This window comes from Roseibium litorale, from assembly GCF_014842915.1.
Classification (GTDB): Bacteria; Pseudomonadota; Alphaproteobacteria; order Rhizobiales; family Stappiaceae; genus Roseibium; species Roseibium litorale.
The window spans coordinates 254,799-270,425 of the sequence record NZ_JACYXI010000007.1 but is presented as its reverse complement, the minus strand read 5'-3'; the positions used below and the strand labels follow the sequence as shown (position 1 = coordinate 270,425).

Below are 15,627 nucleotides of genomic sequence, written 5' to 3'. Positions count from 1 at the left end.
CCAGGCAATCGCGAACCGGTCCGGCTCCAAAAAGCTGGCCCTCATCGCCGTCGCAAGAAAGCTTCTAACCGTCCTCAACGCTATGCTCAGAGACAAACGAACCTTCGCATAAACACAGTTGCCATGCTGCTATGCAAACTCTGCATACGACATGCCTAATACGCCTTGGACAAGTGGCGGCCTGGGGGCTTTCATGCGCACAACGCAAGCGGTGCGCACTCCCAAGGCAGCACCTCAGGGGAATAGACGGAATGACGACAGGCGGACACTGCACTGCAGCGGACGACGGTATCCTTTTGGATGTCGATGGGCTCGATATCACCTTCGGTCAGGGCGCTACCCCATTTGCCGCGGTGCGTGGTCTCGATCTGCGGATCGGCCGTGGTGAGACTGTGGCCATCGTTGGAGAATCCGGATCCGGTAAATCCGTCAGCGCCCTGTCCATCATGCGGCTGGTCGAATTTGGCGGCGGGCGCATTGCTGGTGGTTCGCTCCGCTTCCAGCGGCGTGACGGCACGAAGATCGCCCTGGAAGCTCTGAGCGAGGAAGAAGCGCGCGACATTCGCGGCAACGAGATCGCCATGATCTTCCAGGAGCCGATGACGTCTCTCAATCCAGTGCTTTTGATCGGCGAGCAAATTATCGAGGCCATTGTCACTCACCAGGACAAGAGCCATCGCGAAGCCGCCGAAATCGCCTTTGAAATGCTTGAAACCGTGCGCATCCCGAATGCGCGCGCGATCATGAAGCGCTATCCCCATCAGCTTTCGGGTGGCATGCGCCAGCGGGTGATGATCGCGCTGGCCCTCTGCTGCCGGCCGCAGCTTCTGATTGCTGACGAACCGACCACCGCGCTCGATGTGACGATCCAGGCGCAGATCCTCCGGCTGATCCGCGACCTGCAGAAAAAGACCGGTATGTCGGTGCTTTTCATCACCCATGACATGGGCGTGGTCGCGGAAGTTGCCGACCGTGTGGTGGTCATGTACCGCGGCGAAAAAGTGGAAGAAGGGCCTGTCGAGACGATCTTTGCTGCCCCGCAGCATGCCTATACCCAGGCGCTTCTCAATGCCGTGCCGCGACTGGGCGCCATGACGGGCACCACCGCCCCAGCGCCTTTTGACCGGCTGGCCTATGGCGCAAGCGTGCAGGAGGTGGAGGAAGCCGTTCCGCCGCGTCCGGTTGATTATGGTACCCCGCCGCTGCTGTCCGTCCGCGGTCTCACCACACGGTTCGATATTCCCGAGGGGCTGTTCGGGCGGGTGAAGTCGCGGGTTCACGCGGTTGAGAACATCGATCTCGACATCTGGCCTGGCGAGACGCTGGCGATGGTCGGTGAATCAGGTTGCGGAAAATCAACGACGGGCCGTTCACTGCTCAAACTGGTCGATGCGCAATATCAGTCCTTCACGTTCAATAATGCAAATATGTCGGAACTGGCGGCTGGTGACCTGCGGCGGCTGCGCCGGGAGGTCCAGTTCATCTTTCAGGATCCCTACGCCTCGCTCAATCCACGCTTGACGGTCGGCTTTTCTATCTGCGAACCGATGCTCATCCATGGCATCGAGACTAAGGCCAACGCCATGGACCGTGCCGTCTGGCTGCTGGAACAGGTGGGTCTGAGTGCCGATCATGTTCACCGCTATCCGCATGCCTTCTCAGGCGGACAGCGCCAGCGCATCGCGATTGCCCGGGCACTTTCGACCAATCCAAAGCTAATTATCGCCGATGAGGCGGTTTCCGCTCTGGACGTGTCCGTACAGGCGCAGGTCATCAATCTGATGATCGATCTGCAGCGCCGCTTCGGCATTTCCTATCTGTTCATCTCGCACGACATGGCGGTGGTTGAACGGATCAGCCACCGGGTCGCGGTGATGTATCTAGGGCAGATCGTCGAACACGGTCCACGTTTCCGGGTCTTCGAAAATCCTCATCACAGTTACACCAAGCGGCTCATGTCGGCGGTTCCCATTCCCGATCCGGGTCTGCGTGACCGCGACAGGCCGCTTATCACCGGCGAGATCCCAAGCCCGGTGCGGGCCATTGGTGACGTGCCGCCGCCGGTCAGGTTCGAGCAGGTGCACGACGCTCATTTCGCAGCATGCGAATAACGAGAAGAAGAAGCCGGTAAAGGCGCAATAACCTTTCAGAAGGAGAATTTAATGAATCTTATCAAGAAGATAGCTTTTGGCGGGGCGCTGATCCTCAGCACTGCCCTGACCCCTGTGATGGCCGTCGCCGCCTCGCTCAACATCGCCATGGATGCGACGGTCGACACGCTCGATCCACATGACAGCACGCGCAATGCCGTTTCCTCGGTTTCTTCGGGAATCCTTGAGCGCCTGATCGGCTTCGACAAGGACATGAAGCTTGTTCCGGTACTGGCAACGAGCTGGGAAGTTAACGGCAACGCCACCCAGTTCACCTTCCATCTGCGCAAGGACGTGATGTTCCACGACGGCACGCCCTTCAACGCCGAGGCGGTCAAAGTGAACATGGACCGGCTGGCGGATCAGTCGCAGGGACTCAAGCGCAACGGCATGATGCGCATCATCTCCTCCACCGAGGTGCTGGACGATTATACTGTCCGCATCGACCTCTCCAAACCTTTTGGCGCGATGCTGGCAACGCTCGCGCACCCGAGCATCGTTATCGAAAGCCCGGCGGCCCTGAAGGAATACGGCAAGGACGTCAGCAAGCATCCGGTCGGCACCGGTCCGTTCAAGTTCAAGGAATGGATCCCCGGTGAGAAGCTGGTGGTCGAAAAATTCGATGGTTACTGGAAGAAGGGCTGGCCGAAGGTTGATGGCGTTACTTTCCTGAAGGTCAAGGAAGCGGCCACCGCCGTTGCCATGCTCAAGGCCGGCGAAGTTCAGTATGTCGACAACATGTCTCCGGAACTGGTCAAGTCCGTTGCTGCCGACGAGACCTTCAAGGTTCTCGAAGTGCCGGGCATCACCGTCTGGACCGCAGGCATGAACATGTTCAAGCCGGAGTTCAAGGACCCGCGGGTGCGCGAAGCCTTCAACCTCGCCATCAACAAGAAGGCAATGATCCAGGTGGTCTTCTCCGGCCACGGCATCGTTCCGGATTCTCCGCTCGCTCCGAACACCGCGTTTTATTCGGCGCAGAAGCCTTATTCCTATGATCTGGAAAAGGCGAAGCAGCTGATGAAGGAAGCGGGTTACGAAAATGGCTTCAAGATCGAAGCCTGGGGCCGCAACACCACTCAGGAAACCCGTATGCTGCAAATGCTCAAGCAGATGCTTGCGCAGATCAATGTCGACGTGACGATCTACCCGATGGAACCGGCACTGCGGACAGAAAAACTGTTCGGCACCACCAAGCCGGAAGACCAGGCCTTTGGTCTGGCCATCGGTGGCTGGTCACCTTCTACCGGGGATGCCGACTGGCACCTGCGTCCGGTCTATGGCACGGAAGGCTGGATCCCGAAGATCTACAACATGGCCTTCTATTCCAATCCGGAAGTCGATGCGGATATCGCCACGGGCCTGAGCTCGGCCGATCCTGAAGTGCGTGGCGAGGCCTATGCCGATGCCCAGAAGCGCATCTGGGAAGATATGCCGGTTATCTGGCTTGCCACCGACAGCAAGCTGGCCGGGGCGGATGCCAATCTTGAAGGTGTCTACCCGATGCCGGACGGCACCATGGTCTATAGCGACGCAGAACTGAAATAACCTTTCAGCAAGGGTCCGGCGGGCACGCCCCGCCGGACCAGGCTTTGGAACCTGATTGATGGCAAATTACTTCCTTCGGCGGCTGATGGCGATGATCCCCGTTCTGGTGATCATCTCGATTTTCGTGTTCGGTTTCGTCCATGCCCTGCCGGGTGATCCGGCCCGGATCATGGCAGGTGAAGACGCAACCCTCGCCGATGTTGAGGCTCTGCGCCAAAGGCTTGGCCTGAACGATGGCCTGCTGCTGCAGTATTTCACTTTTCTGAAAAACCTGGTCACGTTCAATCTGGGCAATTCGCTGCGGACGGGCGAGCCGGTCTACGACATGCTTGCCCGCGCCTTCATGCCGACCTTCTGGCTGTCGTTTTGTGCACTTGCCTGGTCGCTGGTTGCCGGACTGTTCATCGGCGTCTTTTCCGCCACCCGCCACGGCAAGGCGGCGGACCGGCTCGGCATGGTGGTTGCGGTGTCGGGCATTTCGATGCCCAATTTCTGGCTCGGCATCCTGCTGATGCAGCTGTTCTCACTGAAACTGAAATGGCTTGGTACCAGCGGTTTTGAGACGGCATCGGACCTGATCTTGCCGTCCATCACGCTGGGCACCACGGTTGCCGCCGTGATGGCCCGCTTTACCCGCTCCGCCTTGATCGAAGTCGTGCGCGAAGACTATATCCGCACCGCGCGTGCCAAGGGTCTCTCCGCGCGGATCGTTATCTGGAAACATGCTCTGCGCAACGCGCTGATCCCGATCGTGACCATGATCGGCCTGCAGTTCGGATTTCTGCTCGGCGGGTCCATCGTCATCGAGCGGGTGTTCCGCTGGCCTGGTCTGGGCTCGGTTCTTGTGGAAGCGATCTATGTGCGGGACTACGCGGTCATTCAGGCCGAACTCATGCTGTTCTCGTTTGAGTTCCTGCTGATCAATCTGGTTGCCGACGTTCTTTACGGCTTCATCAATCCCGCGATCCGTTACAAGTAAGGCCGGTTGAAGATGACCCAATCCATTGAAACCGCTGCCGCTGTTGCAGACAAGCCCAAGTTCAAGACGCCTCTTGGGGAATTCTGGCGCCGCATGTCGCGGGAGAAACTCGCGCTCGTGGCCGCCGCGATCCCGGCCTTGATGCTGCTGGCGGCCTTTGCCGCACCGCTGTACCTGCCTTTTGGCCCCGATACGTATGACTATGAAAACACCCTGATGGGGTCGAGCCTTCTGCACTGGGCCGGTACCGATGAATTCGGACGCGATATTCTCGCCCGCCTTCTCTTCGGCGCGAAGCTTTCACTTTATATCGGCTTCGTCTCCGTTTCCGCCGGTGCCATCATCGGCGTGGTTCTTGGCCTTTTCGCCGGCTATTACGGCGGCTGGGTCGACGCGGTGATCATGCGCATTTCGGACGTGCTCTTCGCCTTTCCGGGCATTCTTCTGGCCATAGGCATCATTGCCATTCTTGGGCCTGGCCTGGAAAATGTGATCATCGCCGTGGCCACCTTCTCGGTGCCGGCTTTTGCCCGGATCGTGCGCGGGGGAACGCTGTCGCTGAAGCAGAGCACCTATGTGGAAGCTGCGCGGGCAGCCGGGGCTTCCGACCGGATCATCATGTTCCGCCATATCCTGCCGGGCACCATGGGCAGCGTCATCGTGTATTTCACCATGCGCATCGGCTCGTCGATCCTGACGGCGGCCAGCCTGAGCTTCATGGGGCTGGGCGTTGATCCCTCCACGGCGGAGTGGGGCGCGATGCTGTCGGCAGGGCGGGAATATCTGCTGGCGGGAGCCTGGCATCTGACCTTCTTTCCCGGTCTTGCCATCTTCCTCACCGTATTGTGCTTCAACATTCTGGGGGATGGATTGCGCGATGCGCTCGATCCCAAGTTGAACGATACCTGATCGAGCCTTGGCGTCTCCGCACGCCGCTGGAAAATGACGGGCCATTGACGAAGCGCCGGAGGCGGCCGTCAATGGCCCTGTTTTTTTGGTCTGTGCGAAAGGCTCAGAGCACGGCGCCTGCGATCAGGGCCATTGCGGCCAGGCAGCCGATGGCTTCGCCATTCGTTGCCGCGGGGAAGGTGATTTCGCGCGGGCCGGTGCGGGTGACGAAGGGCAGGAAGGAAACTGCGTCCGTCTGGATCTGGTGGTGGAACTGCACCCGCATGGAAAACGGCGCGGAGCAGGGGGCTTCGACCGGTGCGCTTTTGGCGTTGGCGACGGCGGCCTTCACCTCCGCCTCGATCAGCTTGCGGGACTCTGCCGGAGACAGGCTGTCGGTCGCGCTTGCCCCAATGGCCCGCTTGACGGTGATGCGCCGTGCGGAGGGAAACTGTTGTTCGATTTCGCCTGCCAGCCGGTCATCGCCGCTGACCGCGAGCAAGGGCACACCGATGGACGCCGCATAGCCGGCGAACAGAGTGGGTTCACCCGTAAGAAGGCCGTTCATTTCGATGCGCCGGAAGGCAAGGCCACTGATCGTGTGGGACAGTGTGCCGTAATTATCCGCGGCAGCGTGATAGCCGATCAGAACCGTTCCCGCATACTCCTCCGTAAGCCCGTCGGTCATGGTCAGGGGGCGGGGTTTTCCGGCAACCAGGCGGGCACGGGGATCTAGATCCTCTGCGATGATGTTGCGCATGGGACCATGGGAGTCTGCAACGGTAACGCTTGTGGCTCCGCCCGCAAAGGCACCGCGGATGGCGGCGTTGGCTTCCCCGGTCATCAGCCGCCGGGCAACCTCATATTCCGGGTTGCCGCGCTTGCCCTGAAGGCCTTCCATGACGCCCGCAACGCCTTCGATATCGACGGATATGAAAATCTTCATGCTCTTGTCCGTAAAGCTGGTTTTTCAGCTTCCGATGATATCAGCGCGTCCTTTCCCAACAATAGGGTGGACGGCCAAACCAGCCGGAAAGGGAAGCATTTTCAATGCTGTTTTTCTATCGGTCATGCGCGCTGGCTATCACCAGGTCAACGCGCCTCAGCCGGTCATATCTTTTAGGTACTGGTCGACGTGCCCGGCCCAAAGCGCCGGCTTGAACATCAAGGCATGGCCCATGGCGGCGGCCACAAACTGTCCCTGTCCACCTGCGGTCTGGAACCTGTCGAAGTTCCCCCTGCAATGCGCAAGGCTGTAGTATTGGTCGGACTTGCCATGCAGCCAGAGGCTGGGAACGTCTGCTGATGCTCCGCGCTCGAAAAGCAGCGGGTTGACCCGTTCATGTGACGGACAGCCTCTCCCCAGCCATCCCCCGTTGAAGTTGATGGAACCGCAGAAGGTCTTTGGCCGCATTCCGGCATAAGCGATGGCCAGAATACCTCCGCGTGAGACGCCGCCGATGACGAGTTTTTCCAGGTCTACGTCAGACCGGTCACGCAGATGGCCGGCTACGGCCTCAATGTCTTCAACGGCCCGCTCGAAACCGGCAATTGCGATCTTCGGGTCGCAGGAATAGCCGGAGCCATCAGGGCTAAGACCCTCGCCATATGCTCCGCCGGATTTTCCTCTGCCCCGCCGTTGGGGGAACAGGGCCATCCAGCCCCGCTCGACGAAGTAGGTTGCGACAACCGCAGGAGCCACTGTTCGTGAGTAAAGGGATTTATTCTGCCCCCTACCGGTCGAACCATGGTTGAAGACAATGGTCGGAAACGGACCTTCGCAAGCGGGCTTCGCGGCAACGATCTCCAATCGAGCACCAGGCTCAGCTGAGGGGATGAAGAATTTCTCGAATTTCATTGCCTGCGCCGCCGGAAGTGTCTGCCTTGATCGCAGTTATCATTTTGGCCACGGAACCGAAAGGACGCCGGGTGCCATCTGACCAATCTTCAGGGCAGGCCATGCGGCAGCATAAAGGAGCTTTCCAAGAAACCGGCCGGTCACGACACGGCATTCGGACAGCGGGCACGCAAAAAATAGGGAAATGATAGAAAATGGCGGAGAGAGAGGGATTCGAACCCTCGGAACGCTTGCGCGCTCAACGGTTTTCGAGACCGCCCCGTTCAACCACTCCGGCACCTCTCCGCGGTACTTGTCGACAAACGGGTCTCAAGTGGCGCGGAACATAGACAAGGTGCAGGGTACCCGCAAGAGGCAGCTTTGCTGTTTCTGCCGTTTTTTTGTGAGCCGCCATAAAGCCGGGGGAAAAGCCTGGAATCAAGGGCTTCTGATCAGCCGGAAACCGCACTCCTGCGGGTTGGGAGCAGGCTGCCGGGAGGCGGGGAAGCGCCGGTTCGGGCAATTGCCCCTCAAAAAGGGACAAGAAACCCGCATTTCAGCTGCGGTTACGCGTTGACTCGCCCGGTTCCTTGTCTATATTGCGCGAGCTTGAAAAGGCAGGATCGACCCTGAGTCTGCCCTTTCTTCCTGTCCAAGGCCTGACGGGCAGATCTCCGGTTTCAACCGGGTTCAAGATCTTCCGCCGCAAAGATCCACTTTCCGTATCAACGGTTTGCGGGCGCCGATCGGCAGCTGGAACAGCGCTGGCATGACTGCATGAATGCAGCGGCACAGCGTGGTGAAGAACGAAAAGAAGGACGTGCGAGACATGTTCGCAGTGATCAAGACCGGCGGTAAGCAGTACACCGTCGCCGCAAATGACCTCCTGAAGGTCGAAAAGCTGGATGCCGAAGCAGGCAGCACCATCACGTTTGATGAAGTGCTCATGATCGGCGAAGGCGCAGACACCACTGTTGGTGCACCGCTTGTTGAAGGCGCTTCTGTGACTGCAGAAGTTGTCGACCAGGCCCGTACCCGCAAGATCATCATTTTCAAGAAGCGCCGCCGCCAGAACTCGCGCCGCCGCAACGGTCATCGTCAGGCCTACACGCTTGTGAAGATCACCGACATCCTGGCTGCAGGCGCAAAGCCGGCTGCCAAGAAGCGCGCAACGAAGAAGGCACAGACCGAAGAAGCTGCTGGCGAATAACCGCCGCCACTTGGGTCTCAACTGAACAGCAAAGACGAGGAGTTTCGTCATGGCACATAAAAAAGCAGGCGGTTCGTCGCGTAACGGCCGCGATTCCGCGGGCCGCCGTCTCGGCATCAAGAAGTTCGGCGGCGAAGCCGTGATTCCGGGCAACATCATTGCGCGTCAGCGCGGCACCACCTGGCATCCAGGCACGGGCGTTGGCATGGGCAAGGACCACACCATCTTCGCAACCGTCGAAGGCAAGGTAGAGTTCCAGGCCAAAGCCAACAACCGAACTTTCATCAACGTGCTTCCGGTAGCGGAAGCAGCGGAGTAAAGCCGACGTGTCATCCAAACCGCCGGCGCCCCATAGCCCCGGCGGTTCACGTGGATGAACCGGTCAAGAAAATGACAGGGGAGATGGGTCGCCATCTCCCCTTTTCTTTTTTCTTGACTGGAGCATGAACATGGTTGTCGAAAGTGAGAGTTTCTTAGACGAGAGTTGTCGTGGTGCGGCCCCCCTGCCGCAGGAAAGCCTCCGGATCCGGCTGGATGTGCCGCGTACGGACGATCTGGCCGACATCGTATTTCTCGCCAACAACCGTCACATTGCGGCAAATCTCTCGACCATGCCGCATCCGTTTTCTCTTAACGATGCCAAGGCCTTGATTGCGCGGGCGGAAGCTGCCCGGGGCAACAACGCGACCTTTGCCATCCGGATGAAGTCGACCGGCCGGCTCATCGGTGTCGCCCGTTATGCAACGGTCGAACCGGAGTGCCCGGTTCACGTTGGGTACTGGCTGGGCGAACCCTTCTGGGGCAATGGCCTGGCGACGGAAGCAGTGCATGCGCTGGTCGACCACGCCTTCACCTATGGTACGATGCGGGAGTTGACCGCGGCTTGCCGGGTCACCAACCCAGCCTCGCGCAGGGTGCTGATCAAGTCCGGTTTCCAGTACCGGGATCAGTCCATGATCCGCTCCATCGGTGCCGGCGGTTCGGTTCCGATCGAACGGTACCTGCTGGACCGGACTGTCTGGTCTTCGCTGAAGCAGTGGGGGAGGTCGTGATGGCTCAGCCCAGCTTGATGACGCGACGATTGGTTTTGCGCCCATTTGAGCGAAGCGACGCGGAAAGCATCGCGGCGCTTGGCAACCGGGATTTCGAGATCGTCCGGTGGCTCACCGGTCCGTCCTGGCCCTATGAAGAAGGCGAGGCGGAGGCCTATGTCGAAAAGGTTCTGTCCGGCTCTCCGGCGGGATCCGCGGCCTTTGCCATAACCCTTGGTGGTGTTTTCATCGGTGCCATCGAGCTGGCTGCGCCTGGCGATCTAGATGGAGAGCAGGCGGGGTGCCCGTCCGTCGGTTACTGGATCGGGCGGGCATTCCATGGTTTCGGGTATGCGTCCGAGGCGCTTGAAGCTGTGCTGGATTGGGCGTTCCGGACCCGCGATTGCCCGGCCATAGCGGCGCGTGCCTATGAGGACAATTCCGCCTCGCGGGCCCTGCTGCGCAAGCACGGGTTCACGCCCGCAGGCAAGGATGTGCGGTTTTCGAAGCCACTGGACCGTAAGGTCACCAGTATCGTGGTGCGGCTGGACCGGGCGGCTTATGAGGCTGGGAAGGTTGCGGCATGACTTTGCCAGTGTTGAAGACGGACCGCTTGATCCTGCGGCCTCAGATCGAGGCGGATTTGCCCCGGCTTGTCGAGCTCATCGGCGATTATGAGGTGTCGAAGATGCTTTCGGTGGTGCCCTATCCTTACACTCTGGCAGATGGACAAGAGTGGTTGGCAAGGGTGAATGAGGAGGCCGGGAATGCTCCGGTTGCTTTTGCGATCGACGCGGGCGAGGGCGTGATTGGAGTGGTATCGCTAGGAAAGTTGCCCGCGGCCCCTGTTTTAGGCTATTGGCTGGGCCGTGCCTATTGGGGCAAGGGATATATGAGCGAGGCGTGCCGGTCAGTTCTGTCATGGCTTTTCGGTACGACGCAGGTGACGGAAATCGCCGGACGGGCATTTAATGAGAATGCTGCGTCCTTGAATGTCATGCGCAAACTTGGTTTTTCCGATGAGCGGGACACTGTGTCGCAAAGTCTGGCGCGGGGCGCGGAAGATCTGCCTGCAACAAGCCTAGTGCTGACACGAGACACTTTTTTGAAGACGGTATCGGTCTGACGAACGGAACGGACGGAAAGACAAGAAAATGAAATTCCTTGATCAGGCCAAGATCTATGTGCGCTCCGGCAATGGCGGCGCTGGCAGCGTGTCCTTCCGGCGCGAGAAATTCATCGAATATGGCGGACCCGACGGCGGCGATGGCGGCCGGGGCGGTGACGTCTGGGTTGAGTGCGTCGATGGATTGAACACTCTGATCGATTACCGCTATCAGCAGCACTTCAAGGCAAGCACCGGCATCCACGGCATGGGCAAGAACCGTGCGGGCGCTAACGGGGAGGATGTGACCCTGAAAGTGCCGGTCGGAACCCAGATCCTGGAAGAAGACAACGAAACGCTGATCGCGGATCTGACCGAAGTCGGTCAGAAGGTCCTGCTGCTCAAGGGCGGCAACGGCGGTTTTGGGAATGCTCACTTCAAATCCTCGGTCAACCAGGCGCCGCGCCGGGCCAATCCAGGCCTTGAGGGACAGGAAAAGTGGATCTGGCTGCGGTTGAAGCTGATTGCGGACGCAGGTCTCGTCGGGTTGCCCAATGCAGGCAAGTCCACGTTCCTGGCGGCCGTTTCTGCGGCCAAGCCGAAGATCGCCGACTATCCCTTCACCACTCTCCATCCGAACCTCGGCATCGTGCAGATCGACACGCGCAGCTTTGCGATTGCGGATATTCCGGGCCTGATCGAAGGCGCTCATGAAGGCACGGGTCTCGGCGACCGGTTCCTAGGCCACGTGGAGCGCACCCGTGTGCTGCTCCATCTGGTGGATGGCTCTGGCGTTGAAGATCCGGCAGAGGCTTATGAAGTTGTGCGCGGTGAGCTGGAAGCCTATGGCAACGGGCTGGCGGACAAGCCGGAAATTGTGGCTCTGTCTAAGTGTGATGCGCTGACCGACGAGATGATCGAAGAGCGCTCCGCATCGCTGGAAGCTGCCTGCGGCCAGAAACCTCTTATTCTCTCCTCCGCAAGCGGTCTCAATGTCGACCGGGCCCTGCGGATGATCCTGAGAGCGATTGATAAAGACAAGCAGGACGAGGCCAATCAGGTGCCGTCCAAGCCCGAGGAGGGGTGGCATCCCTGATGGCATCGCGTCATCGTCTGTCCGGCCACAACCGGATTGTGGTCAAGATCGGCTCTGCCCTTCTGGTGGAGCGCGGTCAGCTCAAGCGCGACTGGCTGAACGCCGTGGTCGCGGATCTTGTGGCGCTTGCCGAAGGCGGAGCGGAGGTGATGGTCGTCTCCTCCGGCTCGATCGCGCTTGGCCGCGGTATTCTCGGCTTGCCCAGCGGCCCGCTGAAGCTTGAGGAAAGCCAGGCGGCCGCTTCTGCCGGTCAGATCGAACTGGCCAAGGCCTATGCCGAAGCTCTTGGCAGTTATGGCCGCAAGGCTGGCCAGATCCTGCTGACCCTGGGCGATACGGAACAGCGCCGCCGCTATCTGAATGCGCGCGAGACGATCAACACTTTGCTGAAGCTCGGCGCCGTGCCGATCATCAACGAGAATGACACGGTCGCGACATCAGAGATCCGCTATGGCGACAATGACCGGCTGGCGGCACGCGTCGCCACCATGGTCAGCGCCGATTGCCTGGTGCTCTTGTCCGATATCGACGGCATGTATACCGCACCGCCCCAGACCAATCCGGATGCAGTCTTCCTGCCGGAAATTCTCCGGATCACACCGGAGATCGAGGCTATGGCCGGAAGTGCCGGATCGGAGCTTTCACGCGGCGGCATGAAGACCAAGGTGGATGCAGCCAAGATCGCGACGGCGGCGGGAACCTCCATGGTGATCACCTCCGGCAAGACGCTGCATCCGTTGAAGGCCCTGGAAGAGGGCGCGCGCTGCACGTGGTTCCCGTCTGTCGCAACGCCCGCCAGCGCACGCAAGGCCTGGATCGGCGGGCATCTGGTTCCGCGCGGTGAGATCAAACTGGATACGGGAGCGCTCAAAGCGCTTTTGTCTGGAAAGAGCCTTCTGCCTGCGGGTGTGACGGATGTCAGCGGTGATTTCAGCCGCGGGGATGCGGTTAGGCTGGCCGGGCCTGACGGGCGCGCTATCGGTCGTGGGCTTGTCGCCTATGATCACGATGAGGCGCGGATGATCGCCGGGCGCAACAGCCGGGAGATTGAGGCAATCGTCGGCTATCCTGGTCGTGCGGAGATGATCCACCGCGACGATCTGGTTCTGGATGACGGCATTCTGCCGGACAGAGCCTGAGGGTTGCGCGGAAGCGGACACTGACCGGAAAACCGCTGGAAGGCGGCGGATGAAACGGCAGCAGAGTTTGCCATGAAGGGTGGAAGAGATGTTGGACAAGGTTGAGACGAGCGATATCAAGACTGTGATGGCAGAGATCGGGCGCCGCGCCCGGGCTGCAGGCCGGCAGCTTGCGATTGCCTCAACCGAAGCCAAGAACAAGGCCCTTGCCGAAATGGCAAAGGCTGTCCGCGCCGCAACGCCGGAGATCCTGAAGGGCAACGAACTGGATGTCGCTGCCATGAAGGCTAACGGCCAGACTGCGTCCTTCTTGGACCGCGGCACCCTGACCGCTGAGCGGATCGAAGCCATTGCCCGCGCTCTGGAAGAAATCGTCAAGCTCCCCGATCCGGTCGGCGGCGTCATTGCGGCCTGGGACCGCCCGAACGGCCTCAAGATCGAGCGGGTGCGTACGCCGCTAGGCGTCATCGGCGTAATCTATGAAAGCCGTCCGAATGTGACTGCGGATGCGGGTGCTCTTTGTCTGAAGGCAGGCAATGCGGTGGTCCTTCGTGGCGGTTCGGACACGCTTCACTCCAACAAGGCCATTCATGGGGCTCTCCAGAAGGGGCTGAAGGCCGCCGGTCTTCCGGAAGACGCCATCCAGATGGTTCCTGTTGCCGACCGTGCTGCGGTTGGTGAGATGCTGAAGGGCCTTGATGGCAATCTGGATGTGATCGTGCCCCGGGGCGGCAAGAGCCTGGTGGCCCGTGTGCAGGACGAGGCCAGGGTACCTGTCTTCGCGCATCTGGAAGGGCTGGTGCATATCTTCCTCGACAAGGCTGCCGATCCTGAGAAGGCTCTGGCCGTGATCCTGAACTCCAAGATGCGCCGCACGGGCATCTGCGGGGCGCTCGAAACGCTTCTGGTTCATGAGGATGTTGCAGAGACCCAGCTTCCGGCCATCATGACGGCCCTTCGGGGTGCTGGCTGTGAAGTGCGCGGGGATGCCCGTGTGCAAGAAATTTGCGCGGCTGCGGTTCCTGCCTCCGAAGAGGACTGGTCGACCGAGTATTTGGACAAGATTCTGGCTGTGAAAGTGGTTCCTTCGCTCGACGCAGCCATCGAGCATATCGCGGCCTATGGGTCAAACCACACCGACTGCATTCTGACCGAGGATGAAGCGGCGGCTGAAACCTTCTTCCAGAAGGTGGATTCCGCCATCGTACTGCACAATGCGTCGACTCAGTTCGCTGATGGTGGTGAATTCGGCATGGGCGCGGAGATCGGTATTGCGACGGGCCGCATGCATGCACGCGGGCCTGTCGGTGTCGAGCAGCTGACCAGCTTCAAATACCGCGTGCACGGGGAAGGGCAGACCCGGGCATGATAGGCGACAGAGCTTTCAGCAATGTCCTGCCTGACTGGCTGAAGCTGCCCCACGCGGAGCGGGGGAACCGGATCGGGTTGTTCGGCGGGTCTTTCAATCCGCCTCATTCCGGGCACAGGCTGGTGGCAGAAACCGCCATGAAACGGCTGGATCTGGATCAGGTCTGGTGGCTGGTTTCGCCGGGCAATCCCTTGAAGGATCATTCGGAGCTGGAACCGCAGGAACAGCGGATCCGGACTGTCGAGCGCCTTTCAGATCATCCGGGCATGCGGGTGACCGGCCATGAGGCTGTTCTGGGAACCTCCTACACGGCGGAGACCCTGGCCTGCATTCTGGCGCGCAGACCCCGGGCCCAGTTCGTCTGGATCATGGGGGCGGACAATCTGGCGACGTTCCATCGCTGGCAGAACTGGAGAGCGATTGCCTCTGCCGTTCCAATCGCGGTAGTGGACCGGCCAGGAGCGTCCTTATCGGTGATGTCGGCTCCCTTTGCGAGAGTCTATGCACGGCATCGAATCGATGAAACGGATGCGGTGACATTACCAGGTTTGAAACCTCCGGCCTGGGTCTTCCTGAGAACCAGACTGGATGACACATCCTCGACGAACCTGCGAAAACTACGCAGGAAGTAACGGAAATTGAAGGCCTGCGAACAGGCTGTGTCTTGAAACGGACAGGTTCGCGGGCTTATTCTCAGCCTTGGTTGCAACGGTAGGCAGCCGGGGTAAGGGTCAAACTGCTTCCGCTCAGGATACGTCCGGCGGGGCAAGCAATGCGAAAGGCAAATCTTCTGACCATGACCTTTGAAAGCGAGGGGGCCGAAAAGTCCGCTCACATCCAGGTTCCCGCAAGTGAAATTCTTCCGGAGAAGCTGCTCGAAACGATCCTGACCAGCCTGGACGATTCCAAGGCTGAAGAGATCGTAACCCTCGACATTGGCAAGAAGTCCTCATTGGCCGATCACATGGTGATCGTGTCTGGCCGCTCCCACCGTCATGTGGGCGCGATAGCGGACCATGTGCTGCGCGACCTGAAGGACGCGGGCGCGGGAAATGCCAATATCGAAGGCGAGACCACTTGTGACTGGGTGCTCATCGATGCCGGTGACGTGATTGTTCACGTCTTCCGTCCCGAAGTCCGCGCCTTCTACAATCTCGAGAAGATGTGGGCTCCTGAGCCCGAGGACGCTCCCCAGCTGATCAGCTGAGGGACTGGATGCATAGACGCGGGCCGGTTCATCCGGCCCGGCAGACCTTTGGAGTTCCGGGTGTCCGC

General features: G+C 60.0%; 16 protein-coding genes and 1 tRNA gene. 14 read left to right on the top strand and 3 right to left on the bottom strand.

Translation table 11 applies throughout. From position 1 onward, the window contains the following. Positions 1–251: 251 nt before the first annotated feature. From IG616_RS12985 to IG616_RS12970, 4 genes are read left to right on the top strand one after another with little or no spacing between them, the layout of a single operon-like run. The gene (locus tag IG616_RS12985) at positions 252–2,111 is read left to right on the top strand and encodes an ABC transporter ATP-binding protein (RefSeq protein ID WP_192148586.1); all 1,860 of its coding nucleotides are present in this window, start codon (positions 252–254) and stop codon (positions 2,109–2,111) included. A gap of 51 nt (positions 2,112–2,162) precedes the next feature. Beyond that, positions 2,163–3,698 carry a glutathione ABC transporter substrate-binding protein gene (locus IG616_RS12980; protein WP_192148585.1) on the top strand — a complete coding sequence of 512 codons (1,536 nt, stop codon included), beginning with the start codon at positions 2,163–2,165 and terminating at the stop codon, positions 3,696–3,698. Between the two features lie 58 nt (positions 3,699–3,756). Continuing rightward, complete coding sequence (locus IG616_RS12975) at positions 3,757–4,677, top strand: ABC transporter permease subunit (RefSeq protein WP_192148584.1); 921 nt, start codon at positions 3,757–3,759, stop codon at positions 4,675–4,677. 12 nt (positions 4,678–4,689) lie between these two features. Beyond that, positions 4,690–5,586, top strand: a complete 897-nt coding sequence (locus tag IG616_RS12970) for an ABC transporter permease subunit (protein ID WP_192148583.1) — start codon at positions 4,690–4,692, stop codon at positions 5,584–5,586. Between the two features lie 103 nt (positions 5,587–5,689). Here IG616_RS12970 and IG616_RS12965 read toward each other — a convergent pair whose 3' ends face one another. The 3 genes from IG616_RS12965 to IG616_RS12955 form a co-directional block, all read right to left on the bottom strand. Further along, positions 5,690–6,511, bottom strand: coding sequence for a M55 family metallopeptidase (locus IG616_RS12965; RefSeq protein WP_192148582.1), 822 nt, complete (start codon positions 6,509–6,511; stop codon positions 5,690–5,692). Positions 6,512–6,667: 156 nt separating this feature from the next. Further along, the gene (locus IG616_RS12960; protein WP_192148581.1) at positions 6,668–7,423 is read right to left on the bottom strand and encodes an alpha/beta hydrolase family protein; all 756 of its coding nucleotides are present in this window, start codon (positions 7,421–7,423) and stop codon (positions 6,668–6,670) included. Between the two features lie 195 nt (positions 7,424–7,618). Further along, positions 7,619–7,708, bottom strand: a tRNA-Ser gene (locus IG616_RS12955). Between the two features lie 475 nt (positions 7,709–8,183). On the opposite strand from IG616_RS12955, the gene rplU reads away from it, so the two are divergent. The 10 genes from rplU (at position 8,184) to rsfS (ending at position 15,559) form a co-directional block, all read left to right on the top strand. Next, complete coding sequence (gene rplU, locus IG616_RS12950) at positions 8,184–8,612, top strand: 50S ribosomal protein L21 (RefSeq protein ID WP_246476215.1); 429 nt, start codon at positions 8,184–8,186, stop codon at positions 8,610–8,612. Positions 8,613–8,661: 49 nt separating this feature from the next. Next, on the top strand, positions 8,662–8,931 hold the full coding sequence (gene rpmA / locus IG616_RS12945; RefSeq protein WP_073007824.1) for a 50S ribosomal protein L27: 270 nt from the start codon (positions 8,662–8,664) through the stop codon (positions 8,929–8,931). Between the two features lie 130 nt (positions 8,932–9,061). Beyond that, positions 9,062–9,664, top strand: a complete 603-nt coding sequence (locus tag IG616_RS12940; protein WP_192148580.1) for a GNAT family N-acetyltransferase — start codon at positions 9,062–9,064, stop codon at positions 9,662–9,664. Then, positions 9,664–10,230: a GNAT family N-acetyltransferase gene (locus IG616_RS12935; protein WP_192148579.1), complete on the top strand. Its 567-nt coding sequence runs from the start codon at positions 9,664–9,666 to the stop codon at positions 10,228–10,230. Before IG616_RS12940 ends, IG616_RS12935 begins: the two co-directional genes overlap by 1 nt. Continuing rightward, complete coding sequence (locus tag IG616_RS12930; RefSeq protein ID WP_192148578.1) at positions 10,227–10,769, top strand: GNAT family N-acetyltransferase; 543 nt, start codon at positions 10,227–10,229, stop codon at positions 10,767–10,769. The genes IG616_RS12935 and IG616_RS12930 overlap by 4 nt, the downstream gene beginning before the upstream one ends. Before the next feature lie 28 nt (positions 10,770–10,797). Then, the gene (obgE, locus tag IG616_RS12925; protein WP_192148577.1) at positions 10,798–11,844 is read left to right on the top strand and encodes a GTPase ObgE; all 1,047 of its coding nucleotides are present in this window, start codon (positions 10,798–10,800) and stop codon (positions 11,842–11,844) included. Continuing rightward, the gene (proB, locus tag IG616_RS12920; RefSeq protein WP_209007483.1) at positions 11,844–12,983 is read left to right on the top strand and encodes a glutamate 5-kinase; all 1,140 of its coding nucleotides are present in this window, start codon (positions 11,844–11,846) and stop codon (positions 12,981–12,983) included. The genes obgE and proB overlap by 1 nt, the downstream gene beginning before the upstream one ends. Positions 12,984–13,071: 88 nt before the next feature. Next, the gene (locus IG616_RS12915; protein WP_192148576.1) at positions 13,072–14,352 is read left to right on the top strand and encodes a glutamate-5-semialdehyde dehydrogenase; all 1,281 of its coding nucleotides are present in this window, start codon (positions 13,072–13,074) and stop codon (positions 14,350–14,352) included. Further along, a complete protein-coding gene (locus tag IG616_RS12910; protein ID WP_192148575.1) occupies positions 14,349–14,984 on the top strand; it encodes a nicotinate-nucleotide adenylyltransferase in 636 nt (211 codons plus the stop codon). Before IG616_RS12915 ends, IG616_RS12910 begins: the two co-directional genes overlap by 4 nt. A 140-nt stretch (positions 14,985–15,124) precedes the next feature. Continuing rightward, on the top strand, positions 15,125–15,559 hold the full coding sequence (gene rsfS / locus IG616_RS12905; protein WP_208979937.1) for a ribosome silencing factor: 435 nt from the start codon (positions 15,125–15,127) through the stop codon (positions 15,557–15,559). Positions 15,560–15,627: the final 68 nt, after the last annotated feature.

Coding starts and splice junctions, on each gene's coding strand:
- rplU (WP_246476215.1), top strand. CDS start 8,184: ATGCAGCGGCACAGCGTGGTGAAGAACGAAAAGAAGGACGTGCGAGAC.
- IG616_RS12985 (WP_192148586.1), top strand. CDS start 252: ATGACGACAGGCGGACACTGCACTGCAGCGGACGACGGTATCCTTTTG.
- rsfS (WP_208979937.1), top strand. CDS start 15,125: ATGCGAAAGGCAAATCTTCTGACCATGACCTTTGAAAGCGAGGGGGCC.
- IG616_RS12970 (WP_192148583.1), top strand. CDS start 4,690: ATGACCCAATCCATTGAAACCGCTGCCGCTGTTGCAGACAAGCCCAAG.
- IG616_RS12935 (WP_192148579.1), top strand. CDS start 9,664: ATGGCTCAGCCCAGCTTGATGACGCGACGATTGGTTTTGCGCCCATTT.
- IG616_RS12940 (WP_192148580.1), top strand. CDS start 9,062: ATGGTTGTCGAAAGTGAGAGTTTCTTAGACGAGAGTTGTCGTGGTGCG.
- IG616_RS12915 (WP_192148576.1), top strand. CDS start 13,072: ATGTTGGACAAGGTTGAGACGAGCGATATCAAGACTGTGATGGCAGAG.
- IG616_RS12930 (WP_192148578.1), top strand. CDS start 10,227: ATGACTTTGCCAGTGTTGAAGACGGACCGCTTGATCCTGCGGCCTCAG.
- obgE (WP_192148577.1), top strand. CDS start 10,798: ATGAAATTCCTTGATCAGGCCAAGATCTATGTGCGCTCCGGCAATGGC.
- proB (WP_209007483.1), top strand. CDS start 11,844: ATGGCATCGCGTCATCGTCTGTCCGGCCACAACCGGATTGTGGTCAAG.
- IG616_RS12980 (WP_192148585.1), top strand. CDS start 2,163: ATGAATCTTATCAAGAAGATAGCTTTTGGCGGGGCGCTGATCCTCAGC.
- IG616_RS12960 (WP_192148581.1), bottom strand. CDS start 7,423: ATGAAATTCGAGAAATTCTTCATCCCCTCAGCTGAGCCTGGTGCTCGA.
- IG616_RS12975 (WP_192148584.1), top strand. CDS start 3,757: ATGGCAAATTACTTCCTTCGGCGGCTGATGGCGATGATCCCCGTTCTG.
- IG616_RS12910 (WP_192148575.1), top strand. CDS start 14,349: ATGATAGGCGACAGAGCTTTCAGCAATGTCCTGCCTGACTGGCTGAAG.
- rpmA (WP_073007824.1), top strand. CDS start 8,662: ATGGCACATAAAAAAGCAGGCGGTTCGTCGCGTAACGGCCGCGATTCC.
- IG616_RS12965 (WP_192148582.1), bottom strand. CDS start 6,511: ATGAAGATTTTCATATCCGTCGATATCGAAGGCGTTGCGGGCGTCATG.